Origin of the sequence: Streptomyces sp. CB02261, from assembly GCF_001905665.1 — a bacterium.
GTDB lineage: Bacteria > Actinomycetota > Actinomycetes > Streptomycetales > Streptomycetaceae > Streptomyces.
Window position 1 is genome coordinate 100,162 of sequence record NZ_LIVX01000004.1, and the last position, 26,131, is coordinate 126,292.

Sequence of the window (26,131 nt, forward strand, 5' to 3'; positions counted from 1 at the left end):
CACAAAGGAGGGCACGGCCTCGTGACCAGGCTTCGGACAGGAGGGGTACGCGCCGCAGTCGGCGCCGTCCTCGCGCTCGCGCTCACAGGAGCGCTCGCCGGATGCAGCAGCACCGGCGGCAAGCGGGCGGAGGACGCCCGCAAGGCGGCCGAGGCCCAGGGCAGGGCGGCCGTCGACACCCCCCGCTGGACCTTCGCCATGGTGACGCACTCGGGTGACGGCGACACCTTCTGGGACATCGTCCAGAAGGGCGCCAAGCAGGCCGCCGCCAAGGACAACATCAACTTCCTCTACGCCCACAACGACGAGGCGCAGCAGCAGGCCCAGCTGATCGACTCGTACGTCGCCAAGGGCGTCGACGGGCTGATCGTGACCCTCGCCAAGCCCGACGCCATGAAGGCCGCCGTCGAGAAGGCCGTCAAGGCGGGCATCCCGGTGATCACGGTGAACTCCGGCGCCGAGCAGTCCAAGGCGTACGGCGCGCTCACCCACATCGGGCAGGACGAGACGGTCGCCGGCGAGGCCGTCGGCGAGGAACTCGACAAGCGCGGGAAGAAGAAGGCGCTCTGCGTCCTGCACGAGCAGGGCAACGTCGGCCACGAGCAGCGCTGCGCCGGCACGAAGAAGACCTTCGGCGGCGAGCTGGTCAACCTGTACGTCGACGGCACCAACATGCCCGACGTCAAGGCCTCCATCGAGGCCAAGCTCCAGTCCGACAAGGACATCGACGCCGTCGTCACCCTCGGCGCCCCCTTCGCCGACACCGCCGTACAGGCCGCGAAGAGCGCCGGGAGCAAGGCCGAGGTCGACACCTTCGACCTCAACGCCAAGGTCGCCACCGCCCTCAAGGCCGGCACCCTCGGCTTCGCGGTCGACCAGCAGCCCTACCTCCAGGGGTACGAGGCCGTCGACCTGCTCTGGCTGTACCGCTACAACGCCGACGTCCTCGGCGGCGGGAAGCCGGTCCTCACCGGCCCCCAGATCATCACCGAGGACGACGCGGCCAAGCTCGTCGAGTACGCGGAGCGGGGCACCCGATGAGCTCCACCGCCCCGCCGTCCGGCATCGACCACGTCGACGAGCGGCTGCTCCGCACCACCCCGCTGAAGAAGTTCCTCGCCCGCCCCGAGCTCGGCTCGGTCGTCGGCGCACTCGCCGTCTTCGTCTTCTTCGCGGTGTTCGCCGACAGCTTCCTGCGCGCCTCCAGCCTCGGGACCGTGCTCTACGCGGCCTCCACCATCGGCATCATGGCGGTGCCCGTCGCGCTGCTCATGATCGGCGGCGAGTTCGACCTGTCCGCCGGTGTCCTCGTCACCAGCTCGGCGCTGGTCTCCTCGATGGTCAGCTTCCAGATGACGGCGAACGTCTGGGTCGGCGTGGGCGTCTCACTGCTCGTCACCCTGGCGATCGGCGCCTTCAACGGCTTCATGCTGACCCGTACCGGACTGCCCAGCTTCATCATCACGCTCGGCACCTTCCTCATGCTGACCGGTCTGAACCTGGGCCTCACCAAGCTGATCAGCGGCACCGTCTCCACCAAGACCATCGCCGACATGGAGGGCTTCCCCTCCGCCCGCAAGCTCTTCGCCTCGCAGCTGACCGTCGGCGGTGTCGAGTTCAAGGTCACCATCCTGTGGTGGATCGGCCTGGTCGCGCTCGCCACCTGGATCCTGCTCCGCACCCGCTTCGGCAACTGGATCTTCGCGGTCGGCGGCGGCGCCGACGCGGCCCGCGCGGTCGGCGTCCCCGTCCACCGGACGAAGATCGGCCTCTACCTGGGCGTGGCCTTCTGCGCCTGGGTCTCGGGCCAGCACCTGCTCTTCTCCTTCGACGTCGTCCAGTCGGGCGAGGGCGTCGGCAACGAGCTCATCTACATCATCGCCGCCGTCATCGGCGGCTGTCTGATCACCGGCGGATACGGCTCCGCCATCGGCTCGGCGATCGGCGCCCTCATCTTCGGCATGACCAGCAAGGGCATCGTCTACGCCGAGTGGAACCCGGACTGGTTCAAGTTCTTCCTGGGGGCGATGCTCCTCCTGGCGACCCTGCTCAACGCCTGGATCCGCAAGCGCGTGGAGGCCACCAAGTGACGACGGCCCTGAAGACCGAGTCCGTTCCCCTCGTCGAGCTCGACGACGTCAGCAAGTACTACGGCAACATCCGCGCCCTCGAAGGCGTCTCCCTGGAGGTCCGCTCCGGCGAGATCACCTGCGTCCTCGGCGACAACGGCGCCGGCAAGTCCACCCTCATCAAGATCGTCGCCGGGCTCCACCGGCACGACGCCGGCGTCTTCCGCATCGAGGGCGAGGACGTCACCCTCGCCAACCCGCGCGAGGCCCTCGACCGGGGCATCGCCACCGTCTACCAGGACCTCGCCGTCGTCCCCCTGATGCCGGTCTGGCGGAACTTCTTCCTCGGCTCCGAGCCGACCAAGGGCTCCGGCCCCTTCAAGCGGCTCGACGTCGGCCTGATGCGGTCCACCACCCGCGAGGCGCTGCTCCGCATGGGCATCGACCTGCGCGACGTCGACCAGCCGATCGGCACCCTCTCCGGCGGCGAGCGCCAGTGCGTGGCCATCGCCCGCGCCGTCCACTTCGGCGCCAAGGTCCTCGTCCTCGACGAGCCGACGGCCGCCCTCGGCGTCAAGCAGTCCGGCGTCGTCCTCAAGTACGTCGCCGCCGCCCGTGACCAGGGCCTCGGCGTGGTCCTCATCACGCACAACCCGCACCACGCCTACCTCGTCGGCGACCGTTTCGTCCTCCTGAAGCGCGGTGTGATGGCCGGAAGCCACACCAAGGGCTCCGTCACGCTCGACGAGTTGACCCGGCAGATGGCCGGCGGCACCGAGCTCGACGACCTGCGCCACGAACTGGAACGGCCCTCCGCGACGTAACGGCCCCTTCACCCCCCACCTGGCAGAATCGGAGCCGATGAGTACCTACCGTGACCTCGCGCACCGGGGCTCCGCCCGCGGCACCGTGCTGCGGACCGTCGGCACCCGGGAGCGGCGCTCCCACCTGACGGCGCCCCGGGTGCCGACCGTCGGCATCGACATCGGCGGTACGAAGGTGATGGCCGGGGTCGTCGACGCCGACGGGAACATCCTGGAGAAGCTCCGCACGGAGACCCCGGACAAGTCCAAGAGCCCCAAGGTCGTCGAGGACACCATCGTCGAACTGGTCCTCGACCTCTCCGACCGGCACGACGTGCACGCCGTCGGCATCGGCGCGGCCGGCTGGGTCGACGCCGAGCGCGCCACGGTCCTCTTCGCCCCGCACCTGGCCTGGCGCAACGAGCCCCTCCGCGACGCCCTCCAGGGCCGTCTCGCCGTCCCCGTCATGGTCGACAACGACGCCAACACCGCCGCCTGGGCGGAGTGGCGCTTCGGCGCGGGACGCGGCGAGGACCACCTCGTGATGATCACCCTCGGCACCGGCATCGGCGGCGCCATCCTGGAGGGCGGCCAGGTCAAGCGCGGCAGGTACGGGGTCGCCGGCGAGTTCGGGCACATGCAGGTCGTCCCCGGTGGACACCGCTGCCCCTGCGGCAACCGCGGCTGCTGGGAGCAGTACAGCTCGGGCAACGCGCTGGTCCGCGAGGCCCGCGAGATGGCCGCCGCCGACTCCCCGGTCGCGTACAACATCATCGACCGGGTCAAGGGGAACATCCCCGAGATCACCGGGCCGCTCATCACCGAGCTCGCCCGCGAGGGCGACGCGATGTGCGTGGAGCTGTTCCAGGAGATCGGGCAGTGGCTCGGCGTCGGCATCGCGAACCTCGCCGCGGCCCTCGACCCCTCCTGCTTCGTCATCGGCGGCGGCGTCTCCGCCGCCGACGACCTGCTCATCGGCCCCGCCAGGGACGCGTTCCGCCGTCACCTCACCGGCCGCGGCTACCGTCCCGAGGCCCGCATCACCCGCGCCCAGCTCGGTCCCGAGGCCGGCATGGTCGGCGCCGCCGACCTCGCCCGGCTGGTCGCCCGGCGCTTCCGCCGCGCCAACCGGCGCCGGGTCGAGCGGTACGAGCGGTACGAGCGCTACGCCCAGGCCCTGCGCAACGGGACCTCGGCCCTGGCCCCCCGCCCTCCCGAGGATCCGCGTCCATGACCGTGCCCCGCCAGTCCCTCCCGCCGCGCGACACCCGGGAGAAGCTGCCCGAGGACCGCCGGCACATGATCCGCCGCCGCTGGCTGACGGCCGTCATCATCGTGCTGCTCGTCGGCATCCCGGCCGGCTACCTCGTCATCTCCGCAGGCCAGAGCCGGGACAGCGGCCGCGACAAGGAACGCGAGTCCTCGGCGGCCGGCCTCCAGGACAATTGGCCCTCGCTGATGAAACGCCGTGTCTTCGAGGTCCCCGTCCCCGCGGGGGCCTGGGGCGTCGCCTACTACGAGACGAGCAACTGGAGGACGAGCCGGCTGTACGTCCAGTTCACGACGACCGCGGCCGGCCTCGACACCTATCTGGCCGAGTCCGGCACCAGCCGCGCCGCGCTCACCCCGGGCCGCATCACCATCGGCGAGCGGGACGCCGACATCGCCGGCTGGAAGTTCGTCGAGGGCATGAACTGGGCGGGCACCACGGTGAAGCGCGAGGAACCCCGCCCGACCACCGACATCACCGTCGATCTCACCGACCCCGCGTTCCCGCGCGTCCACACCGTCTCGACGACCAGCCCCTGAAATGATCGGACGCTCCCACACCCCCGCTCCGATGGGTAGCCTCCGTGAGAAGACTGTGCTCCTGGGCCTCCGCGTTCGTGGCCCTGGCCCTCGCCGTTCCCGCCGCTGCCGCGGATACGTCCACGGCCATGACGGAGCCCCGGCCGGTGGCGGCCGCCACCGGCCGGGCGGCTTTCGACCCGGCGCCGGCCAGGGAGGCGCTCGCCCGGCTGCTGCCCCGCCACGCCTCCCAGTTCACCTTCGTCCCGGTGAGCCGCCCCGCGTCCGGTGACCACTTCACCGTGTCCGGCGCCGCCGGCGCCCTGAGGGTCGCGGGCACCAGCCCCGCCGTCCTCCTCAGCGGCGTCAACTGGTACCTGAAGTACACCGCGAAGGTCGACATCGGGTGGCCCGGCGACAGCACCGCGAGACTGCCCCGGATCCTCCCCGCTCCCTCCGGCACCGTCCGCAAGGACGCGTCGGTGCCCCACCGCTTCGCGCTCAACGACACCGACGAGGGCTACTCCGGCGCCTACCGCGACTGGGCCGCGTACGAGAGGCAGATCGACCTGCTCGCCCTGCACGGCGCGAACGAGGTCTTCGTCCAGATGGGCGCGGACGCCGTCTACCACCGGACGTTCCAGGAGTTCGGCTACTCCCCGGACGACCTGCGGTCCTGGATCCCCGGCCCCGCGCACCAGCCGTGGTGGCTGATGCAGAACATGTCGGGCTTCGGCGCCCCCGTCTCCGAGCGGCTCCTCGACGACCGCGCCGCCCTCGGCCGCAGGATCGTGGACCGACTGCGCCGGCTCGGCATGACCCCGGTCCTGCCCGGCTACTTCGGCACCGTGCCCCCGGGCTTCACGGCGCGCAACCCCACCGGACCCGTCGTCCCGCAGGGCCGCTGGGTCGGCTTCGACCGGCCCGACTGGCTCGACCCGCGCAGCCCGGCGTACCCCCAGGTCGCCGCCTCGTTCTACCGTCACCAGCGCGACCTCATCGGCGACTCCACGATGTACAAGATGGACCTGCTCCACGAGGGCGGGCGACCGGGAGACGTCCCCCTGGGCGATGCCGCCAAGGCCGTGATGGACGCACTGCAGACCGCGCGCCCCGGCGCCGTCTGGACTCTGCTGGGCTGGCAGAACAACCCTCCCGCGCAGATCGTCGACGCCGTCGACAAGAGCAGACTGCTGATCGTCGACGGCCTGTCGGACCGGTACGACGGCCTCGACCGGGAGACCACCTGGCACGGAGCGCCCTACGCGTTCGGCACGATCCCCAACTTCGGCGGCCACACCACCCTCGGCGCGAACACCGCCGTCTGGGCCGCCCGCTTCGACCAGTGGCGCTCCAAGCCCGACAGCGCGCTGAAGGGCATCGCCTACCTGCCGGAAGGCACCGGCACCAACCCCGTCGCCTACGAGCTGTTCACCGAACTGGCCTGGCGCACCGGCCCGCTCGACCAGCGGGCATGGTTCGCCGCGTACGCCGAACGGCGCTACGGCGGCGCCGACCCGCACGCCGCCGCGGCGTGGGAGCTGCTGCGCTCCGGCCCGTACAGCACCCCCTCCGGTACGTGGAGCGAGCCCCAGGACAGCCTGTTCACCGCCCGCCCCCGGCTGACGGCGACCAAGGCGGCGACCTGGGGCCCCGGCGGGATGCGCTACGAACCGGGCACGGTACGGCGGGCGCTCACGGAACTGCTGCGGGTCGCCCCCGGACTGCGGACCACCGACGCCTACCGCTTCGACCTGGTCGACGTCGCACGGCAGGTTCTCGCCAACCACAGCCGGACCCTGCTCCCGCAGATCAAGGCCGCCTACGACGCCAAGGACCTCCCCCGGTTCCGGCAGCTGGCCGCCGAGTGGAAGGGGCATCTCGCCCTCCTCGACGAGCTCCTCGCCACGGACCGCCGGTTCCTCCTCGGCCCCTGGCTGGAGGACGCCACCGCCTGGGGCGCCACCGAACAGGAGCGGGCGACGGCCGAGTTCGACGCCCGTTCCGTCCTCACCACCTGGGGCGACCGCTCCGGCAGCGACTCGGGCGGCCTGCACGACTACGCCAACCGGGAGTGGTCCGGGCTCGTCTCCGACTTCTACGCCATGCGCTGGACGAGGTACCTCGACTCCCTCGACACCGCCCTGGCCACCGGCCGGGCACCGGTCGCCGTCGACTGGTTCGCCGTCGAGAACGCCTGGAACCAGGAGCGTGCCGCGTACCCCGTCGATCCCTCGGGTGACCCGGTGGCCCTGGCCACCGCCGTGCACGAGGCCCTGCCCGAGCCACCGCCCACGGCCCCCGTCACCGGCGCCGGCGGCGCCACGGCGGAGCTCCCCGCGGGGCGTCGGTCCCGGGACCGGGCGGCGCTCAGCCCGACGGGGGCAGGGACTGCTCCGTCCAGATCGTCTTCCCGTGCCGTGTGTACCGGCTGCCCCACCGGTCGGTGAGCTGCGCGATCAGGAAGAGGCCCCTGCCTCCCTCCTCCGAGGCCTGCGCGCGGCGCATCCGGGGCTGGGTGCTGCTGCGGTCGGAGACCTCGCAGATCAGCGACGCCGCGCGGATCAGCCTGAGTTCGAGCGGACCGCCGGCGTAGCGGATGGCGTTCGTGACCAGTTCGCTGGCCACCAGCTCGGTGGTGAAGGCCAGTTCCTCCAGACCCCACCGCGAGAGCTGGTCGAGGACGCGCTCCCGGGCCTCCGCCACCACCGACGGCTCCGCCGCGAAGGTCCAGGCGACGGTGTCCCGCGCGGGCACCGCCCGGGTCCGCGCGAGCAGCAGCGTCACGTCGTCCGACAGCGGGCCCGGGACGAGCTCTCCCACGATGGCGGGTCCGGCCTCCTCCAGCGGCCGGCCGAAGGCGACGGCCGAGGACAGCGCGTTCCCGAGCGAGGCCATCCCCACGTCGAGGTCGGCGTGGCGCCGCTCGATCAGACCGTCGGTGTAGAGCGCGAGGACGCTGCCGTCCGCCACCTCCGTCTCGACCGGCTCGAAGGGCAGTCCGCCGACGCCGAGCGGTGGTCCCGGACTGATGTCCAGGTAGGCGACGCGGCCGTCCGGAGAGACCAGCGCCGGCGGTGGATGCCCCGCGCTGGCAGCGAGGCAGCGCCGGGTCACCGGGTCGTACGTCACGTACAGGCAGGTGGCGCCGAACGAGCCGTACGCGGTCTCCGCCCCGGGCGTCCGCGTCGCCTCGCCGGCCTCGCTCACGAACTGCGCCACCAGGTCGTCCAGGTGCGTGAGGAGTTCGTCGGGTTCGAGGTCGAGGTCCGCGAGGGTCCGTACGGCGGTCCGCAGCCGGGCCATCGTCGCGGTGGCCTGGAGACCGTGCCCGACGACGTCGCCGACGACGAGCGCGACCCGCGCGGAGGACAGGGGGATGACGTCGAACCAGTCCCCGCTGACCCCGTTGGCCGTGTCGGTCGGCAGATAGACGCTCGCGCTGTGGACCGCGACGGTGTCGGTCGTCGGTGACGGCAGCAGACTGCGCTGCAGGCTGATCGCGGCGTGCCGCTCACGGTTGTACCGGCGGGCGTTGTCCACGACCAGGGCGGCCCGCGAGGCGATCTCGTCGAGCAGGGCGAGGTCCTCCGGGACGAACGGCGGACGGCCCTCGCCCCGTCCGACCTGGATACGGCCGAGGAGCAGCCCCCTGGCCCGCAGCCACGCGCTCATGCCGTACGGGGAGGCGACGGGATCGACCTCGACGCCGGCGTCGAGCAGCCCGGGGAGGCCCCCGGCGACGGCCACCCGGCGCAGGGAGTCGCCGAAGTCGTGCTCGGGCGCCGGATCCTCGCAGGTGAACACGGCCTCCGCGACGTCCACGACCGCCACGTCGGCGAGGCCGGGGACGAGCACCCCTGCCAGGTCGCGGGTGGTCTCCTCGGCGGCGAGATTGGCGCTCAGCACGGTCGTCGCCCGGTGCAGCAGGTCGAGTCGGCGCTGCGACAGCCGCTCCTCCGTGACGTCGAGGAAGAGGGCCGTGACACCCGCGACCTCCCCGTTCGTCCCCTGGAGCCGGAACGCGGACAGCGCCAGGATGCGCCCCGTACCCGGGTCGACCTGCGTGTGGGCCTCCACGTCGACCGAGACCAGCGGCACCCCGGTCGTCAGCACCTCGCGCAGCCGCGCGTCGATCGCCCGGGCGTCCGACTCCCGGAGGAAGTCCCCGAGCCGGGCCCCGTACAGGTCGGCGGGGACGCCCGTGTAGGGGAGGAGAGGGGTGTTCGTCCGGACCAGCCGCAGCTCCTTGTCCAGCACGGCGAGACCGACGCGCTCCTGGAGGAACAGCTCCCGCATGAAGGCATGGCCCTGGCGCCACTGCGCGACGAGGGCGAGCGGGGCGGCGAGGACCAGGAACTGGTGCGCCTCCCGGGCGCCCCGCCCCTCGTCGAGCGGCAGGACGCGGAACAGCACGTCGCCGCCGCCGCCCGGAACGAGCTGCGCCCGGCCCTCCCAGACGGGACCGTCCCGCCGCTGGGCCATCACCGTCTCCCAGCTCTCGGGGTCCGCGAGCAGATCCCGGATCCGCAGGCCGCGCAGGTCCCGCGCCGTGCGGTTCAGGAGCGACTCCGCCGCTGGGGTGCAGCTCAGGACGGTCCCCTCGGCGTCCACCACGAGCCCGGCCGCGTGCCCGGCGTCGAGGGGGTCGTCGTTCGTGCGGGCCATCCGGGTGCACCCTCCGTTCCACGCCTGGTCACCGGCGAGGACCACGGCTCCTCGTCACTCTGCCCGCGCGAGCGCTCCGCGGCACGCCGTCGTGGCCCGAATGGCGGGGCGGCGCCGGCCGGCCCGTACGGGTCAGCCGACCGCGAGCAGGCGCAGGAGCCGTGCCACCTCCGCCGCGACGGCGTCGCGCGCCGGGCCGAGGTACTTCCTGGGATCGGCGGCCTCGGGGTGGGCGTCGAGGTGGTCGCGCACGGCCCGGGTGAACGTCCTGTTGAGGTGGGTGGAGATGTTCACCTTGGTCATGCCTGCCGTGACCGCCTTGGCGAGGTCGTCGTCGGCGACGCCGGAGGAGCCGTGCAGGACGAGCGGAACGCCCACGGCGGCCCGCAGCCGTGTGATGAGCGCGAAGTCGAGGACGGCGTCGCGGGTGAGCATGGCGTGGGAACTGCCGACGGCGACGGCGAGGGCGTCCACGGCGGTCGCCGTGACGAAGGCGGCGGCCTCGTCGGGGTCGGTGCGGACGCCGGGGGCGTGGGCGCCGTCCTTGCCGCCGACCTCGCCCAGTTCCGCCTCGACCCACACGCCCGCGCGGTGGCAGTGGTCGGTGATCTCCCGGGTGGCCTCCACGTTCCGTGCGTACGGCAGCGTGGAGGCGTCGAACATGACGGAGGTGAAGCCGAGGTCGACGGCCTCGCGGACCAGGTCGGCCGACTCGGCGTGGTCGAGGTGGACGGCCACGGGGACCTCCGCCGCACGGGCGAGGGCGAGGGACGCGAGGCCGATCGGCGCGAGCGATCCGTGGTAGCGGGCGGTGTTCTCGCTGATCTGGAGGATGACCGGCAGCCCGGCGCTCTCGGCTCCCGCGACGATCGCCTCGGCGTGCTCGATCTGCACGACGTTGAACGCGCCGACGCCGGACGTCCTCGTGTACGCGGGGGCGACGATCTCGTCAGTGGCTGACAGGGGCATGGCTTCCCTCCCCGGAGACGGACGTACGGGACGACCGGGGGGAACCCCCGCCGCGGGGGCCGTCCTCGTCAGGCACCGGGGCCCTCGAGGATCACCGAGCGGGTGAGGTTGCGCGGCCGGTCGGGGTCGAAGCCCTGGGCCTCGGCGAGCCGGACGGCGAGCCGCTGCGCCAGCACGAGGTCCGCCAGCGGGTCGAGAGCGCCGGACTCGTCGCCTGATCCGGCGACGAGCGTGCCGCCGACCCGGGCGACGTCGTCGGCGAGACCCGCCGGGGTCGGGCCGAAGACCCAGGCCACCCGGCCGGGGCCGGTGATGCTGATGGGTCCGTGTCGGTACTCCATGGCCGGGTACGCCTCGGTCCAGGCGCCGGCGGCCTCACGCATCTTCAGGCCGGCCTCCAGGGCGAGGCCGTAGGTCCAGCCCGTGCCGAGGAAGGTGAACTGCTCGGCGGCGCACACGTCGGTGTCGAGGTCCAGCGAGACCGCCCGCCGCACGTCGGCGATCGCCCGGTCGAGCGGCCGCACGCCGGCCGGCAGCGCGCCCTCCGTCTCCAGGTGCGCGCGCAGCAGCGCGAGCACGGTGGTGGCGAACCGCGTCTGCACCACCGACTCCTCGTCGGCGAAGTCGAGCACGGCGACGGCGTCGGCCACCCGCATGACGGGGGTCTGAGGGTCGGCGGTGATCGCACCGGTCGGCGTGGTGCCCTTCACCCGGGCCAGGAGGTCCAGGACCTCGGTCGTGGTGCCGGAGCGGCTGATCGCCAGCACGCGGTCGTAGCGGCGCCCGTGGGGGAACTCGGACGCGGCGAAGGCGTCCGTCTCGCCGTGGCCGCCGCGCTCCCGGAGCTCGGCGTAGGCGAGGGCCATGAACCAGGACGTGCCGCACCCGACGACGGCGACGCGCTCGCCCCGGCGGGGCAGGACGTCGGCGTAGCGGGCCGACGACTCCTTCACCCGGAGCCAGGTGTCGGGCTGCGAGGCGATCTCGACCGAGGTGCGGGACGACGCTGTGGTGGTCATGGGGAGCGGCTCCTTCAGAGTGCGGGCCCACACGCCCCGAGCTAGGTGTGTGTGAAAACGCAGGGTAAAGGCTTGCTTCGATCACTCGCAAGCATATGGGGTGCGAGAATTATGACGGAGCGGGTGCTCCGGGGTCCATAGGGTGGGCCGGGAGTCACGCGAAAGGCCCATACCAAGGAGCGTCTTTCCCGCGCGTGCACGGATGACGCGCCCCTGTCGGCCAGGAGCCTGGGGAGCGCCCGGGCCGACGACGTCCGGGGGAGCGGGTCCGCCCCGGACCTCGGGGGAGGGCCGGGGCGGACGCCGGTGATGCTCGCGGGCGGTTCTCAGGGAGCGATGGCCATGTCGAAGAGGTGGATGCTGCCGTTGCTCGGCAGCACCACGAAGTCGACCTGCTTCGTCCGGTCGAGGGGGATGGAGTGGGCGAAGACGCGGTACGCGATGCCGGCGTTCCCGTACCCGCTCGGCCGGTTGCGTCCGTCGCTCGACGCCACCAGGGTCGCCCCGTGGGCGTTCGCCGGGTCGAACGACCAGTTCGGGAAGCCGAACGAGCCGGTGCTGCTGGAGCCGTCCGTGTAGTACACGGTGGCCGTGCCCGAGGCGCCACTGGTGACGCCCGAGCCGAGGAACACGAGCTTGCCGCCGGTGCCGCTCAGGGCGACCGCCTGGCCCGAGGCGGTGACGTTGTTCCGGGTGCCGCTCGGCACGTTCGGCCAGTGCAGCTCCGCGCCCAGGGCGCTCACGGGCGCTCCGGGACGCAGCCCCACGGCGGCGAGCTTCTGGGCGGAGAAGCTGTTGCCCTCGCCGTCGTAGTCGCCGGGCGCGGTGTCGCTCTCGTCGGTCACGGCCACGTTGTTGTACGCGGCGGCCAGGTTCGCGAGCGGCGTGCCGCTGCGCTGGGTGCGGGTGGCCGTGGCCGAGCCGGCTCCGTCGCCGCCCTGGTAGGTCGCCGTCGCGGTGAACGCGCGGACGGTGAAGCCGGAGCGCGGCTCCGGCACCTGGATGCGGAAGGTGGCGTCGGCGGAGGCCCCCTTGGTGAGGGAGCCGTCCACGCGGACGACCGGGGGCTGGACGGCCCAGCCCACCGGGCCGCCGAAGGACACCTGGAGCGAGCGCATCCGGTCCGGTCCCGCGTTGGTGACGGTCACCTTCACCGTGGAGATGGCGGGACCGGCCAGGTCCACGGGGGAGATCGTCACCGCCGTCCGCGCGGTGGGCGCCGGTTCCTGTTCCGCCGCGACCGCCGTCCCGGCCGCCGCGACCGGGACGAGGGCGAGCGCACCCGCCACGGCCACCGCTCTGAGGGTGCCGATCAGTCCTGCTGCTCTCACGTGCTGCTCCTGTTCGGGAAGGGGGTGGCGGAAGGCGTCAGCCGACGGGGGGCATCTCGGTGGTGCGCGAGTCGAGGCCGAGGCGGAGGTTGACCCAGGCTCCCCGGGTGAAGTCCGGGACCTGCACGGGTCGCCCCTTGGCTGCCAGGGACATGACACTCAGGGGGACGGGGGCGCACCAGGCCGCCGAGTCGTAGACGTCGATGTCGGGGACGAGGCCCGCCCGCATGAGCTGGACCGTCCGCCACTGCAGGACGTAGTCCATGCCGCCGTGGCCGCCGTTGTTCGCCGCGTCGTCACCGATCTTCTTCCACAGCCAGTGGTCGAACTCCTTGCGGTACGAGCCGAAGTCACGCCAGGCGTGGCCGCCGTGGTCCGGCTCGACGTAGACGCGCCCCCCTCCGGCCGACAGCACCCCGGCGTAGTCCTCGAAGATCCCCCGGCTGCCGGCGAGCGTGTTGATGCGGCTGTACGGGCGGGGCGAGCTCACGTCGTGCTCCGCGCGGATGACGCGGCCCTTGGCGGTGTCGATCAGACACGTGACCAGATCGCCGTTGACGTACGTCTCGTTCCAGGAGGGGTGGCTCCGGGGCACGAACCGCTCGCGGTAGTCGGCCAGGCCCTTCGGCGCGGTCGCGGTGGCGCGCAGCGTCGTCATCCGGTCGCCCCGGTTGATGTCCATGGCGGCGGCGATCGGAGCGAGCCCGTGCATGGCGTAGAAGGAGGCGGTGCTGCGGGTGTGCCACAGCCGGCGCCAGGAGTCGGTGTAGTACGTGTCGGAGAACAGCAGCGCGCGCAGGTCGTGCAGGTAGCCGCCGTGCCCGTTGGTGATGTCGCCGAAGAGCCCCTCGTGCGCCATCTTGAGCATGGCCAGCTCGTTGCGGCCGTAGCTGCAGTTCTCCGCCAGCATCAGATGGCGCCGGGTGAGCTCCGAGGTGTCGACCAGGTCCCAGAGCTCGTCCAGCCCGGTGGCGATGGGCAGCTCCACGATGACGTGCTTGCCGGCCAGGAGCGCGGCCTTGGCCTGCTCGTAGTGGAACTCCCAGGGCGTGGCGATGTAGACGAGGTCGATGTCGTCGCGCCGCAGCATCCGGGCGAACGAGTCGGCGGAGCCGCCGAACTCGGCGGGACGGGGCTTGCCGTCGGCCGCGAGCCGGTCGGCGACCCGCTTGGTGCGGTCGGCGCGGATGTCGCAGACGGCGGTCACGGTGCAGCCGGGCACCACGGACCAGCCCGTGGTCATGCCGGAGCCGCGGTTGCCCAGTCCGATGACACCGACACGGACCGTGCGGTGGACCTCGTAGGGCACGTCGACCATCGACTTCTGGCCCGCCTTCCGGCGCGGCGTCGCCGCCGCCGTGTCCGTCGCGGCGCCGGCGGGGGCCGCCGCTCCGACTCCGGTGGCCAAGGCCCCGGTGGCGGCCACAGCGCCTCCCAGGATCAGGCGGCGTGAGACTGCGGGGGTTCCTGTCATGGATTCATCGCTCCTCTAGGCGTACGGCAGCGGACGCGTGACGACTGTGACGGGGCGATCAGAGACATGTCAATAGGTGTTCATAGAGGGGTTGTTGCACGCAGCGTCGCGCATCCCAGGTGGGATTCGGTGCGTGGAGCGTTCAGGAGGGGCGGGCGCTCCGTTCGCGCCCCGCACGGATCCGGGTGAGGCTCGTACAGATGGGCGGTCGGTCGACACGTCGCTCCCCGGCCGTCCCCGCTGCGTCCGCCCGCGAAACCGGAGGTCCCGCCGTGCCGGCATCGAAGCACTCCAAGGTCCATCTGGTCGGCGGTGGCATCGCCTCGCTCGCCGCCGCCGCCTTCCTCGTGCGGGACGCGGGAGTGCCCGGGCCGAACGTGCGCATCCTGGAGCAGCTGCCGATCGCGGGCGGCTCGATGGACGGCGCCCCCGCGCCGACCCGCGAGGGCGGATACGTCACCCGGGGCGGCCGGATGTTCGAGGACGAGCACTACGTCTGCCTCTGGAACCTCCTGGAGTCGATCCCCACCCTGGACGACCCGGCGGTCTCGGTACGGCAGGAGATCCAGGCCTTCAACATCGAGCACCCCACGTACGCCAAGGCCCGCATCATCAACAGGGACCGCACCGTCGCCGACGCCTCCCGGCTCGGTCTGGACACGCGCGACCGTGCCGACATGACCCGTCTGCTGGCCCTGCCGGAGAAGGTGATCGGGGCCCGGCGCATCGACGACTTCTTCCAGCCGCACTTCTTCACCACCAACTTCTGGTGCATGTGGCGGACCACGTTCGCCTTCCAGACCTGGCACTCGGCGATCGAGCTCAAGCGGTACTTCCTCGCCTTCGTGCAGGAGTTCGACCGCATCCACACCCTGTCCGGAGTGCGGCGCAGCCGGTACAACCAGTACGACTCCGTGATCCGCCCGCTCCAGGAGTGGCTCACCGCCCAGGGCGTGCGGACCGACTTCGGCGTGACCGTCGCCGATGCCGACTTCTCCGGCCCGGCCGCCCGCCGGATCTCCCGGCTCCACCTGGAGCGGGACGGCGCCGAGGACGGGACGATCGAACTGGGGGAGGACGACTACACGTTCCTGACCCTCGGCTCCATGACCGCCGACACCGCGTACGGCGACAGCACCACCGTCCCCGAGCTGATCCGCGACAAGCGGGACGGTTCCTGGCGGCTGTGGGAGTCCATCGCCAAGAACGCCCCCGACTTCGGCCGCCCCAACGCCTTCTGCGGCAACATCGACGAGACCAAGTGGGAGTCCTTCACCCTCACCATGACCGGCCGCACCCTCCTGGACCGCATCCAGGAGTACACCGGCAACGCCCCCGGCGAGGGCGCCCTGATGACCTGGAAGGACTCCAGCTGGCTGCTGTCGGTCGTCGTGCCGGCCCAGCCCCACTTCCGGGACCAGCGGGAGGACACGTACACGCTGTGGGGGTACGCCCTCTTCGGCGACGTCCCCGGCGACCACGTGCCCAAGAAGATGGACGCCTGCACCGGAGCGGAGATCCTCGACGAGCTCCTCGGCCACCTCGGCTTCGACGACATCGCCGACGAGGTACGCGCCACCACGCAGGTCACCACCGTCCAGATGCCCTACATCGACGCCCAGTTCCAGCGCCGCGCCCTCGCCGACCGCCCGCTCGTCGTCCCGGACGGCGCCCAGAACTTCGCCTTCCTCGGACAGTTCGTCGAGATCCCCGACGACGTCGTCTTCACCGTCGAGTACTCGGTCCGCTCCGCCATGCTGGCCGTCTACCACCACTTCGGCGTCGACCGGGAGATCCCCGCGATCTACCACGGCCTCTCCGATCCGAAGGTCGCCTGGTCCGCCCTGAAGACCGCGTTCGCCTGATGCCGGAGGAACGAGTGGAACCGGACTTCGAAGAGCCGCGGGCCAACGCCGTCTGGGGTCTCTGGGACGAAGCGGTCCTGGAGGCGGTGTTCACCCACTCCGACATCGGCCTCCACGTCCTGGACACGGAGCTTCGCGTCGTCCGCGTCAACACGGTCGGCGTCGGCATCCGGGGCATCCCGCCGGAACGCCTCGTCGGACTGCCGGCGGCCGAGGCCTACGCCCTCGCCGGAGTCAGCGTCGACGTGGACGTCCTGCGGACCGTCCTCGCCACCGGCCGCTCGGCGGTCGACCGCCTCGTCACCGGCCGGCCCCCCACCGACCCCCGCGCCGAGCACGTCTTCTCCGCCTCCGTCTACCGCCTCCAGGACACCGCCGGACACGTCCTCGGCCTGGTCATCGCGAGCACGGACGTCACCGCACGCGAACGCGCCCGGTCCCGGCTGCGCCTGCTGCAGGACGCCCACGAACGGATCGGCACCAGCCTCGACGTGGAGCGCACGGCCCGCGAACTCGTCGACCTGACGCTGCCGCGGTTCGCCGAAGCCGTCGTCGTCGCCCTCACCGACACCGTCCTGAGAGGCCGCGAACCGGGCCTGCGGTCCCGCAACCCCTCACCCCTGCTGCGCTGTGCGGCGGCGGGACGGACCGACACCGGCCCACCGGTGCCTGCCGCGGGCACCACCCTGCTCCCGGGGATCTTCGGCGACACGCTGCCGTCCACGGCCGTGCTGCTCCCGGGCGACGAGGACGGCGCGCCCGCCGGGACCCGGCTGGTCGCCCCCCTGACGGTACGAGGGCAGATCTTCGGCGTCGTCGCCTTCCAGCGGTCGGCCGACGCCGAACCGTACGTCGCGGACGACGTCGAACTCGTCGAGGGAATCACGGACCGCACGGCGACCTGCCTGGAGAACGCCCTGCGGTTCACCCGCGAGCACGTGATCATGACCGCGCTGCAGAGCTGGCCGCTGCGTCAGGAGGAGGCCACCCAGCGGGCCGTCGAGGTGGCGCAGCGGCACCGCCCCGGCGGCAGCGGCGCCGGAGCCTGGTTCGAGGTCGTCCCGCTCCCCGGGGCGCGGGTCGCGCTCGTCGTCGGACAGGTCGAGCACGCGGGCCTCAGCGCCGTCGCCACCATGAGCCGACTGCGGACCGCCGTCCACAGCCTGACCACGCTCGACCTCGACCCCCACGAACTCCTCGCCCGCCTCCACGACACCACCCTCCGCCTCGCCGCGGAGCACACGAGCGGGCCCGACAAGGACCGCCCGACGGCGAGCTGCACCGTCGCCGTCCACGACCCCGTCGGCGGACGCCTCGACATCGCCCGCGCCGGCACCTCGCTCTTCGCCGTGGTACGGCCCGACGGATCGATCGACACGAAACCCGTCGACGAGGGCCCGCTGCTCGGTGCCGAGGGCCCGCCCTTCGCCTGCGCGGAGCACGTCCTGCCCGAGGGGAGCACCCTCTGCCTGGCCTCCTCGGCCACCGGCTGCGACGCCGACCCCCCGACGGAGGACCTCCTCCGGGCCCTCGGCCGCCCCGACCGCGGCGTCGAGACGATGGCGGACGCCGTGGAGAAGCTCCTCGCCCGCGACCGCGTCGTGCTCCTGGCACGGACCCGCCACCTGCCGCCGAGCGAACTGGCCGAATGGGCCGTCCCCTTCGACTTCGAAGCCGTCGGCGCCGCGCGCGCACACGTCGAGGAGTGCCTGCGCCGCTGGAATCACCCCGCCGACGCGTTCACGGTGGCGCTCGTCGCCAGCGAGCTCGTCACCAACGCAGTGCGCTACGGCGCCCCGCCCCTCACCCTGCGGCTCATCAGGGGCTCCGGGACCACCCTCATCTGCGAGGTGGGCGACGCCGGCCAGGCCGTCCCCCACCTGCGCCACGCCAAGGCCGTCGACGAGGGCGGCCGCGGCCTGCTCATCTGCGCCACCCTCGCGAAGAACTGGGGCGTGCGCCACACCGACCAGGGCAAGACCGTCTGGGCCGAGCTGGGGGAGGAGGACGACACGTCTCCCGGCTGATCCCCGGCACGGACGCACGCGCCCGCATGACTCGGATGCCACGCCACCATCGGCGTTTCGTATGCCCCGTTTCTGGCAGTGTGTGGCGTTGTGTGCTCGGTGTGACACGGGAACGTCCCTAGGGGGAGCGCTTGAACGCGGTGAAGCGGAGCCGTGCGACGAAGACGGCCGCCGGAGTCTCGGTCGCGGTACTTCTGCTGGTGACGGGATGCGAGGTGCCCGGGGTGTACCGGCCGGCCCGCCCCGCCACCGGAGGTCCCTACACCTTCTACGTGAGCCCCGAAGGCGACGACAGGAACGACGGGCTCTCCCCGGCGAAGCCCTGGCGCACCCTCGACCACGCGAACGACGTGCGTTTCGAGCCCGGCGACCGCCTCCGGCTCAAGGGCGGTGCGCGCTTCCGCGGCAGCGTCACGCTGGAGGACGACGAGGCGGGCAGCGGGACGAAGCCCGTCGTGATCGAGTCGTACGGCACCGGCCGTGCCACGATCGCGCCCCGGGGCACGTCCGGCATCACCGTCCGCAACACCTCCGGCGTCGAGATCAGGAACCTCTCCCTGGTCGGCGACCGCAGAGCGCTGCGCGAGGGCGTCGGCATCTCCTTCCGCAACAGTCTGCGCGGCACCCGCCTCGACCACGTCAGGATCACGGGCGTGGAGGCGCGCGGCTTCCAGAACGGGATCAGCCTCGGCGCGGAGAAGGACGGCGCCGCGGGCTTCGGTGACGTGCGGATCACCGACGTCTCCGTGCACCACAATCTCGAGGGCGGACTCGTCTTCTACGGCCCCCGGTTCGAGGCCGACCGCCCCGCCTACGCGCACGCGGGGCTCCGCATCGAGCGGGTCAGGGCCTACGCGAACAGCGGCGACCCGGAGAGCGACCGGCGCAACACCGGCAGCGGCATCGCGCTCGGCAGCGTCCGCGACGCGAAGGTCGTGCGCTCGGTGGCCCACGACAACGGCGCGAGGTCCGCCGCCGACGCCGCCGAGGGCCCCGAGGGCATCTGGGTGTACGACTCCACCCGCGTGGTCCTGGAGAACAACAGGTCGTACCGCAACCGCACCGGCTCACACGTCGACGGCGGCGGCTTCGGCCTCGACAACAACGTGTCCTCGTCGGTCATGCAGTACAACCTCGCGTACGACAACGACGGACCCGGCTTCCTCGTCTACTCCGGCCAGGCGACCGGCGCCCACAAGGACAACGTCGTCCGCTTCAACATGAGCTGGGACGACGCGCGGAAGCTGCCCGAGTACGGCGGCATCGTCGCGTACGGCACCCGCATGAAGAACCTGCAGATCTACCACAACACGGTCGTGATGCGGACGCGGGGGCTCGCCTCCGCCGAGGCCGCCGGGAACCGGCCCCCGGCGCTGCGGCTGCGGGACGGCATGCGGGGCGTACGCGTCCACAACAACATCCTCGCCACCGACGGCGGCCCGCTGATCGACGCCGAGTCGCCGTACGGTCCCGGTACGCACCGGCTCCAGGGCAACGTCTACTACAGCACCGGCGCCTGGTCCCTCCGGTGGGGCGACCGGCGCTTCACGGGGCTGGACGGCTGGCGCGCCGCCTCCCGTCAGGAGACGCTCGGCGGCGAGCCGACCGGCCTCGACGAGGACCCGTGCCTGCCCGCTCTCTTCGCCCCCACCACCGACGGTGCCGGCGCCCGCAACCTGGCGCCGCAGTGCCCGGACGCGGGCCCCGGCGGACTGGGACCGCGGGCGATGGGCGTCGACGTGGGCCCCGTCGACTACTTCGGCAGCCGCGTCACGGAGGTCCGGCTGGCCGGCGCCGCCCAGACGCGCCCCGCCGACTGAACCGGGCGCCGGGAGCACCCACCGCCCCCGCCCACGACAACTCTCCGCCCCGCCCTCGGCCGCACCGGAAGGACGGGGCGGAGCCACGCCCGGCCGGGTACGACAGGACGCTCCACGAGACCGACGACACCGCCCCGTCCCCGCCCACCACATGACTCCGCCCCGCCCCACGGTCGAACCGTGAGGGCGGGGCGGAGTCGTCGGCCGCGGAGGCGGGACTACGACCCGCCGGTCGGCGACGCCGCGGCCAGGGCCACGGTGCGGGCCGGCTCGGTGGCCGGGGACGCGATCTTGGCCCGCAGGGGCTCCCTGGTGGTCCGGACCTCCGACGGTCGGTCCGGTCCGGAGGGGCGGCCCAGCGCCTTGACGGTCCAGCCGGCGGCCCGCCAGCTGTCGTGCGGGAGCGCGTTGCGCCCGTCGATGAGGACCGGCCGACGGACCACGCGCGCCAGCTCGGCCGGGTCCACCTCGCCGTACTCGCCCCACTCGGTGAGGTGGAGGACGAGCTCCGCGTCCTGGCAGGCCGTCAGCAGGTCCGCGCCGCAGTCCAGTTCCGGACGGGCGCGACGCGCGTTCGCGGTGCCCTCCGGGTCATGGACCCGCACGTCGGCCCCCTCCCGGTGCAGCGCCGTCGCCACGGCCAGGGCCGGTGAGTCCCGCACGTCGTCGCTGTTCGGCTTGAACGTGGCGCCCAGGACGGTCACCCGGCGGCCGGTCAGGTCACCGCCGACCATCTGACGGGCGAGCGCGACGGTCCGCGCCCGCTGGCGCTGGTTGATCTCGTCGACCTGGTCGAGGAACTCCACCGCGGGACCGACGCCGAGCTCCTGCGCGCGAGCGGTGAACGCCCGGATGTCCTTGGGCAGGCAGCCGCCGCCGAAGCCCAGACCGGCGTTCAGGAACCGCCGTCCGATCCGCGTGTCGTGGCCGAGGGCGTCGGCGAGGGTGACGACGTCCGCGCCCGCGGCGTCGCAGACCTCCGCCATGGCGTTGATGAAGGAGATCTTCGTCGCCAGGAAGGAGTTGGCCGCGACCTTCACCAGCTCGGCCGTGTTCGGGTCGGTGCTGATGTACGGGACTCCCTCCGCCAGCATGACCGCGTACACCCGGCGCAGCGTCTCGTCGGCCTCCTGGCTGGTCACGCCCGCGACGAGCCGGTCGGGGCGCAGGGTGTCCTCGACGGCGAAGCCCTCGCGCAGGAACTCCGGGTTCCAGGCCACTTCGGCCCGTACCCCGGCCGGCGCGAGGCCCGCGACGCGGGCGGTCAGGCGTGCCGTCGTGCCCACCGGGACGGTGGACTTGCCGACGACCAGGCACGAGGCCGGCAGATGCGGCACCAGCCCGTCGACGACCGCGTCCACGTACCGCAGGTCGGCGGCCTGGGAGCCGGGCCGCTGCGGCGTGCCCACGCAGATGAAGTGGACCTCGCCGTGCGCCGCGGCCTCGCGCAGGCTGGTGGTGAACCGCAGGCGTCCGGAGGCGAGTGCCGTGGTCAGCACGTCGTCGAGCCCCGGCTCGTAGAACGGTGGTCGCCCCTCGGAGAGGGCCCTGATCTTCTCCGCGTCGACGTCGACGCCGAGGACGTCGTGTCCGATGGCGGCCATGCACGCGGCGTGCACGGCCCCCAGGTATCCCGTTCCGATGACGGTCAACCTCATGTGCTCTTCTCCTGTCGGGGTGGGAGGTTCGGGGTGGAGGTGGGGAGGCGGGTCCTGCGGGAGGGACGTCTCAGGGGGTGTAGCCGCTGGGGTTGCGCTGCTGGAAGTTCCACGCGTCGCGGCACATCGCGGCCAGGTCGCGCCGTGCGGTCCAGCCCCAGGCCGCGGACACCTTCGCCGGGTCGGCGACGAGTTCCGCGACGTCACCGGGCCGGCGCTCGGTGACCCGGTACGGGATGGGCCGGCCCGAGACCTCCTGGAAGGTGCGGACGAGGTCGAGGACGGAAGCGCCGCGTCCGGTACCGAGGTTGAACACCCGCATGCCGGGCTCGTCGTCGATGTGGTCGAGGGCGACGCGATGACCCTCGGCCACGTCGACCACGTGGATGTAGTCACGCACCCCGGTGCCGTCGGGCGTCGCGTAGTCGGCTCCGAACACGCTGAGCTCGTCGCGGCGGCCCACGGCGATCTGGCTGAGGAACGGCATGATGTTGTTCGGCACACCGTGCGGGTCCTCGCCGAGCAGCCCCGTGGGGTGGGCGCCGGCCGGGTTGAAGTACCGCAGCGCGAGGACGCGCAGTTCGGGCACGTGCCGGCACAGGTCCCCGAGGATCTGCTCGCACGTCCACTTGGTCGTGGCGTACGGGTTCGTCGGCGCCGTCGGCGACTCCTCGGTCAGCGGGACGGTCGACGCGTCGCCGTAGACCGAGCAGGAGGACGAGAACACCAGCCGGTGGACGCCGTGCTCGTGCATCGCCCTGACCAGGGCCGTGGTGCCGCCGACGTTGATGTCGTAGTAGGTGAGGGGGATCCGCACCGATTCACCGACGGCCTTCTTCGCGGCGAAGTGGATCACCGCGTCGATCGGGTGGCTCGTGAAGACGGCGTCGAGCGACCGCCGGTCACGCACGTCTCCGACATGGGCGGCGGCGATCGGGCGCCCCGCGATCTTCGCGACGCGTTCGAGGGACTCGGGGGAGCTGTTGGAGTGGTCGTCGAGCACGACGACCTCGTGGCCGGAGCGGAGCAACTCGACACAGGTGTGGCTGCCGATGAATCCGGCGCCTCCGGTGACCAGGACCGTCTGGGGCACGGGAACCTCTTTCTCTTTCGGCCGTGCGGGCCGTCACCAGGCGTAGAAACCGGTGAGGTAGGTGGGGAAGACGACGACGGCGAGGCCCAGGGGAAGCAGGGACAGCAGGCCGCCGGTGAGCGGGAGGGCGGCCGTGCGCAGCGCGCGGAACGCGGACACACCGGTCGCGCGAGCCGTCTCCTTGACGTGCAGCCCGCCGACCGCGAGCGCCACGGCGGCGTACGAGGCGGAGCCGAGGATGCAGAGGAAGACATAGCCGACGGCGGGGCCGGTGAACTGGCCGACCAGAGCCGCCCCCGAGAGGAACGTCGTGATCAGCAGGTACGGGGCGACGGCGCGCAGCGGGAGCGGCTCAAGGCCGTCGCGCCTCTTCGGCGTGACCTTGAAGGTGATCTGACGGGGGCGCAGCTTCTGGGTCACCGCCGCCAGGACGCCCCAGGCGACGTACGGCCAGCGGGAGAGTCCGAAGAGCCAGATCTCCCAGCTGAAGAGCGGGGAGTCCTTCGGGCGCAGCAGCCCGCGGCGGCGGCAGAGCAGGGTCAGCAGGATCAGCCAGAGGGACATGCTCCAGAAGTGGCCCAGGAACGCGAAGTAGTTGACGTCGATCCAGGGGGCGCCGGTGATCGCGGCGATCGGCGGCAGCAGGATGCCCATGACGGTGGCCCCCGCGAGCAGCGGGTAGTACATCAGCGCCGCGGCGAAGCGGATCTTCAGCTTGAGGGGCATCCGGCCCAGATGGCGCGGCAGCATGCCCAGGAGCATCACGGCCAGGCTGCGGGACCACTGGAACTCCTGGGTGATCATCGCGCCGAAGGTGAGGGGGCCCTCGCCGTGTGCGTCCGCGTCGATGGCGAACGCCCCCTGCCAGCCCGCCGAGCTGAGCAGGAAGGTGGTCGAGAAGTCCTCGGCGAGTTCGGGGCCGAGACCGCCGATGTCCTGCAGCGCCTGGGTGCGGACGGCGTAGTGCGAGCCGATGCACACGGGGGCGAGGCCGGCGGAGTGGCCCAGTTGCACGGGCCCGTGGAACATCGCCTCGCGCTGGAGCCGGCCGCGGGCCGCCCAGGACTCGGCGGCGTTGGAGTCGCAGACGCTGGGCGCCGCGACGTAGCCGATGGCCGGGTCGGCGAAGGGACGGACGACCTCGGCGAGGTACTGGGGGCCCGGGACGTGGTCGCAGTCGAGCTGGGCGACCACGTCGTACCGGGCGTAGCCCCAGTGGTCGTAGAAGAAGGCGAGGTTGCCCTCCTTGCACCTGGTCCGCCGGGGCCAGTCGGCCCTGTGGTACTCGGGATGGCCGCGCCGGCAGGAGACGCCGACACCGTGGGCCCGGCACCAGTCGACGATCTCCTCGGTCGGGTCCTCGTCGCACAGCCACACCTCGTAGGCGTGCGGGAAGCGCTGGTCGAGCATCGCCTCCAGGGTGGCGCGGGCGATGTCCCAGCCCTCGGACGGGGCGCGGGTGACCACGAACGCGGTACGGAGCGTGGGCACCTCGACGGCGGGGTCGAAGCGCCGCATCCGGAGCAGCGCTACGAGGAAGTGCACCGGCAGGTAGGTCAGGTACAGCAGCAGAGCGCTGTTGACGACCAGACCCGGCCAGCCGATGCGGTGGGACGGCTGGAGCCACCAGACCCAGAACCAGACCAGGCAGGCCGCCCAGCCGAGGGACAGCAGCACGACGAGGAAGCGATCGGAGCGCGAGAAGGCGCGGACGAAACTGGAGGGGAGGGTGGTGAGCCGGCGTGCCGGGCCAGCGAGCACGGGCCCGTCCGGGCCGATGGAGGCCACCGCTCCGTTCGACAGGGCTCGGATCTCCTCGCCCAGCGCGGCCCATTCCTCGGGCGATCCGAGAGCCGGGGAGGGCGCGGGGAGATCCTGGACGGTGCCGGTCCCATGGACGGGACCCTGCTCCAACGAGGTCATGTCGGCGAGTTCTCCAGGTGGTGCGACACGTGGGGGTGGGGGAGTGGCCGGAGGTGTCCTGTCGATCAGGCCAGGCGTCGTGAGCCCGGCCTGATCCACAGGACACCCCTGAGGGGGTGTCCGGAGATGGCGGCCCCGATCCGCCGGACACGCGCCGAGGGCGTGGCGGGCCCGGTCCGCCGGCCGCCGGCGCCGCCGGGATCAGCCTCCGGAGGCGGACGGCTCGGGAGCGGCTGCGGCCGCCAGGGTTCCGGAGGCGGCCGCAGGGCCGGGGATCGCCTGCGGCGTGCCGACCGGGGACGGAGTTGCCATCAGCGGCACGGTCTCGCTCTGGCAGCCGCGGATCGCCGCGGCGGACACGGCGAGCTGGTCCGGGCGGGCCGCGAAGTACGCGACGGTCCGGCCCAGACCCTCGGTGATGTCGATCTCCGGCTCCCAGCCCAGCACCTCGCGGGCGAGGGTGATCACCGGGCGGCGGCGGATCGGGTCGTCGACCGGCAGCGGGTGGTACTTCACCTCGGAGCGCGAGCCGGTCATCGTCAGGACGATCTCGGCGAGGTCCGAGACGGTGCGCTCGACCGGGTTGCCGAGGTTGAACGGGCCCAGCCGGGTCGAGTCGAGGAGGGCGACGAGACCGCGGACCAGGTCGTCCACGTAGCAGAAGCTGCGCGTCTGCTTGCCGTCGCCGTAGATGGTGAGCGGTTCGCCCGTCAGGGCCTGGGTGATGAAGCTGGACACCACACGGCCGTCGTGCGGGCGCATCCGCGGGCCGTAGGTGTTGAAGATCCGCGCGATGCCCACGTCGAGGCCGTGCGTGCGGTGGTACGCGGCCGAGAGAGCCTCGGCGTATCGTTTCGCCTCGTCGTAGACACTGCGCGGGCCGACGGAGTTGACGTTGCCCCAGTACGACTCCTCCTGCGGGTGGACCAGGGGGTCGCCGTAGATCTCGCTGGTCGACGCGAGGATGAAGCGGGCGTCGTCCCGCAGCGCCAGGCGCAGGGCGTTCTCGGTGCCGCGACTGCCGACCGCGAGGGTCTCCAGCGGCTGTCTCAGGTAGTCGGGCGGGGAGGCGGGGGACGCCAGGTGGGCGACGGCGTCGACGCGGCCCGCGACCTCCACGGCCACGCTCACGTCGGCGTGCTGGAACTCGAAGGCCGGGTGGGGCAGGAGATGGGCGATGTTCGCGGGGTCACCCGTCGAGAAGTTGTCCAGGCACACCACCGAATCGCCGCGCCGCAGCAGCGTCTCGCACAGGTGTGACCCAAGGAAGCCCCCGCCACCGGTTACGGCAACGCGCATGTGTCTCTCCAGGAAATGGGATGCGGAATGGCCTCGCGCCCCGCGCCCACCGGCAGGAGTGGACAGATGACCGGACGAGCCGACAAACGGAGCGCACTCGGAAAACGTAGGGCGAGGGTATGGGCATATGTAGTTGTTTTTCGGGAGGCAAATCGGCCACTGAGCTGTTCGGCGGTAGCACGAGGGGGAGCGCACGGACGTACGACCCCGTGCGGGCTTGAGCGCGCTTTCGAACGGCGTAATCCCTCGGGGTCACACGCATGTGTGAGCCCGGGTCGCGTATGCCTGTCCGAAAAGCGGTTCTTTGCACGCGTGTCCTGCGTGC

18 protein-coding genes are annotated in these 26,131 nt (G+C 72.3%); 9 read left to right on the forward strand and 9 right to left on the reverse strand.

Annotated features, from left to right (window positions below; translation table 11 throughout):
• Nucleotides 1-21 precede the first annotated feature (21 nt).
• The 6 genes from AMK29_RS13850 to AMK29_RS13875 all read left to right on the forward strand — a co-directional run bounded on the left by AMK29_RS13850 (nt 22) and on the right by AMK29_RS13875 (nt 7,110).
• Nucleotides 22-1,041, forward strand: coding sequence for a sugar ABC transporter substrate-binding protein (locus AMK29_RS13850; RefSeq protein ID WP_073812424.1), 1,020 nt, complete (start codon nt 22-24; stop codon nt 1,039-1,041).
• A complete protein-coding gene (locus tag AMK29_RS13855) occupies nt 1,038-2,090 on the forward strand; it encodes an ABC transporter permease (protein WP_073812426.1) in 1,053 nt (350 codons plus the stop codon). Before AMK29_RS13850 ends, AMK29_RS13855 begins: the two co-directional genes overlap by 4 nt.
• Nucleotides 2,087-2,893 carry an ATP-binding cassette domain-containing protein gene (locus tag AMK29_RS13860; protein ID WP_382615592.1) on the forward strand — a complete coding sequence of 269 codons (807 nt, stop codon included), beginning with the start codon at nt 2,087-2,089 and terminating at the stop codon, nt 2,891-2,893. Before AMK29_RS13855 ends, AMK29_RS13860 begins: the two co-directional genes overlap by 4 nt.
• Nucleotides 2,894-2,930: 37 nt before the next feature.
• Nucleotides 2,931-4,106: an ROK family glucokinase gene (locus tag AMK29_RS13865; RefSeq protein WP_073812428.1), complete on the forward strand. Its 1,176-nt coding sequence runs from the start codon at nt 2,931-2,933 to the stop codon at nt 4,104-4,106.
• Entirely contained in the window at nt 4,103-4,681 is a 579-nt protein-coding gene (locus tag AMK29_RS13870) for a hypothetical protein (protein ID WP_073812431.1), read from the forward strand. Before AMK29_RS13865 ends, AMK29_RS13870 begins: the two co-directional genes overlap by 4 nt.
• Before the next feature lie 128 nt (nt 4,682-4,809).
• Nucleotides 4,810-7,110, forward strand: coding sequence for an alpha-N-acetylglucosaminidase (locus tag AMK29_RS13875; protein ID WP_079196879.1), 2,301 nt, complete (start codon nt 4,810-4,812; stop codon nt 7,108-7,110).
• Here AMK29_RS13875 and AMK29_RS13880 read toward each other — a convergent pair.
• The 5 genes from AMK29_RS13880 to AMK29_RS13900 all read right to left on the reverse strand — a co-directional run bounded on the left by AMK29_RS13880 (nt 7,031) and on the right by AMK29_RS13900 (nt 14,121).
• The gene (locus tag AMK29_RS13880; RefSeq protein ID WP_073813768.1) at nt 7,031-9,328 is read right to left on the reverse strand and encodes an ATP-binding SpoIIE family protein phosphatase; all 2,298 of its coding nucleotides are present in this window, start codon (nt 9,326-9,328) and stop codon (nt 7,031-7,033) included. The two genes, AMK29_RS13875 and AMK29_RS13880, sit on opposite strands and share 80 nt — an antisense overlap.
• 132 nt (nt 9,329-9,460) lie before the next feature.
• A complete protein-coding gene (locus AMK29_RS13885; protein ID WP_073812433.1) occupies nt 9,461-10,297 on the reverse strand; it encodes a class II fructose-bisphosphate aldolase in 837 nt (278 codons plus the stop codon).
• Nucleotides 10,298-10,365: 68 nt separating this feature from the next.
• The gene (locus AMK29_RS13890; protein ID WP_073812436.1) at nt 10,366-11,316 is read right to left on the reverse strand and encodes an SIS domain-containing protein; all 951 of its coding nucleotides are present in this window, start codon (nt 11,314-11,316) and stop codon (nt 10,366-10,368) included.
• 326 nt (nt 11,317-11,642) lie between these two features.
• Nucleotides 11,643-12,647, reverse strand: a complete 1,005-nt coding sequence (locus tag AMK29_RS13895) for an NEW3 domain-containing protein (RefSeq protein WP_079196880.1) — start codon at nt 12,645-12,647, stop codon at nt 11,643-11,645.
• Nucleotides 12,648-12,684: 37 nt separating this feature from the next.
• A complete protein-coding gene (locus tag AMK29_RS13900) occupies nt 12,685-14,121 on the reverse strand; it encodes a Gfo/Idh/MocA family protein (RefSeq protein ID WP_073812439.1) in 1,437 nt (478 codons plus the stop codon).
• Between the two features lie 272 nt (nt 14,122-14,393).
• Between AMK29_RS13900 and AMK29_RS13905 the strand changes: the two genes are divergently transcribed.
• From AMK29_RS13905 to AMK29_RS13915, 3 genes are all read left to right on the forward strand, one after another.
• Entirely contained in the window at nt 14,394-15,986 is a 1,593-nt protein-coding gene (locus AMK29_RS13905) for an oleate hydratase (RefSeq protein WP_073812442.1), read from the forward strand.
• Complete coding sequence (locus tag AMK29_RS13910) at nt 15,986-18,013, forward strand: SpoIIE family protein phosphatase (protein ID WP_079196882.1); 2,028 nt, start codon at nt 15,986-15,988, stop codon at nt 18,011-18,013. Before AMK29_RS13905 ends, AMK29_RS13910 begins: the two co-directional genes overlap by 1 nt.
• A 140-nt stretch (nt 18,014-18,153) precedes the next feature.
• On the forward strand, nt 18,154-19,833 hold the full coding sequence (locus tag AMK29_RS13915) for a right-handed parallel beta-helix repeat-containing protein (protein ID WP_073813772.1): 1,680 nt from the start codon (nt 18,154-18,156) through the stop codon (nt 19,831-19,833).
• Between the two features lie 218 nt (nt 19,834-20,051).
• Here AMK29_RS13915 and AMK29_RS13920 read toward each other — a convergent pair whose 3' ends face one another.
• The 4 genes from AMK29_RS13920 to AMK29_RS13935 form a co-directional block, all read right to left on the reverse strand.
• Nucleotides 20,052-21,491 carry a UDP-glucose dehydrogenase family protein gene (locus AMK29_RS13920; RefSeq protein ID WP_073812447.1) on the reverse strand — a complete coding sequence of 480 codons (1,440 nt, stop codon included), beginning with the start codon at nt 21,489-21,491 and terminating at the stop codon, nt 20,052-20,054.
• Nucleotides 21,492-21,561: 70 nt separating this feature from the next.
• Nucleotides 21,562-22,584, reverse strand: coding sequence for a UDP-glucose 4-epimerase GalE (galE, locus tag AMK29_RS13925; protein ID WP_073812450.1), 1,023 nt, complete (start codon nt 22,582-22,584; stop codon nt 21,562-21,564).
• A gap of 33 nt (nt 22,585-22,617) precedes the next feature.
• Nucleotides 22,618-24,507: a glycosyltransferase family 2 protein gene (locus AMK29_RS13930; protein WP_073812453.1), complete on the reverse strand. Its 1,890-nt coding sequence runs from the start codon at nt 24,505-24,507 to the stop codon at nt 22,618-22,620.
• A 201-nt stretch (nt 24,508-24,708) separates the two neighbouring features.
• Nucleotides 24,709-25,806 (reverse strand): UDP-glucuronic acid decarboxylase family protein, encoded by a 1,098-nt coding sequence (locus AMK29_RS13935; protein WP_073812456.1) that lies wholly within the window; start codon nt 25,804-25,806, stop codon nt 24,709-24,711.
• Between the last annotated feature and the right edge of the window lie 325 nt (nt 25,807-26,131).

Excerpts from the sequence above, each read along its gene's own strand:
- AMK29_RS13935 (WP_073812456.1), bottom strand. The coding sequence starts at position 25,806 with ATGCGCGTTGCCGTAACCGGTGGCGGGGGCTTCCTTGGGTCACACCTG.
- AMK29_RS13855 (WP_073812426.1), top strand. The coding sequence starts at position 1,038 with ATGAGCTCCACCGCCCCGCCGTCCGGCATCGACCACGTCGACGAGCGG.
- AMK29_RS13880 (WP_073813768.1), bottom strand. The coding sequence starts at position 9,328 with ATGGCCCGCACGAACGACGACCCCCTCGACGCCGGGCACGCGGCCGGG.
- AMK29_RS13875 (WP_079196879.1), top strand. The coding sequence starts at position 4,810 with ATGACGGAGCCCCGGCCGGTGGCGGCCGCCACCGGCCGGGCGGCTTTC.
- AMK29_RS13890 (WP_073812436.1), bottom strand. The coding sequence starts at position 11,316 with ATGACCACCACAGCGTCGTCCCGCACCTCGGTCGAGATCGCCTCGCAG.
- AMK29_RS13930 (WP_073812453.1), bottom strand. The coding sequence starts at position 24,507 with ATGACCTCGTTGGAGCAGGGTCCCGTCCATGGGACCGGCACCGTCCAG.
- AMK29_RS13885 (WP_073812433.1), bottom strand. The coding sequence starts at position 10,297 with ATGCCCCTGTCAGCCACTGACGAGATCGTCGCCCCCGCGTACACGAGG.
- AMK29_RS13900 (WP_073812439.1), bottom strand. The coding sequence starts at position 14,121 with ATGACAGGAACCCCCGCAGTCTCACGCCGCCTGATCCTGGGAGGCGCT.
- AMK29_RS13870 (WP_073812431.1), top strand. The coding sequence starts at position 4,103 with ATGACCGTGCCCCGCCAGTCCCTCCCGCCGCGCGACACCCGGGAGAAG.
- AMK29_RS13865 (WP_073812428.1), top strand. The coding sequence starts at position 2,931 with ATGAGTACCTACCGTGACCTCGCGCACCGGGGCTCCGCCCGCGGCACC.
- AMK29_RS13920 (WP_073812447.1), bottom strand. The coding sequence starts at position 21,491 with ATGAGGTTGACCGTCATCGGAACGGGATACCTGGGGGCCGTGCACGCC.
- AMK29_RS13910 (WP_079196882.1), top strand. The coding sequence starts at position 15,986 with ATGCCGGAGGAACGAGTGGAACCGGACTTCGAAGAGCCGCGGGCCAAC.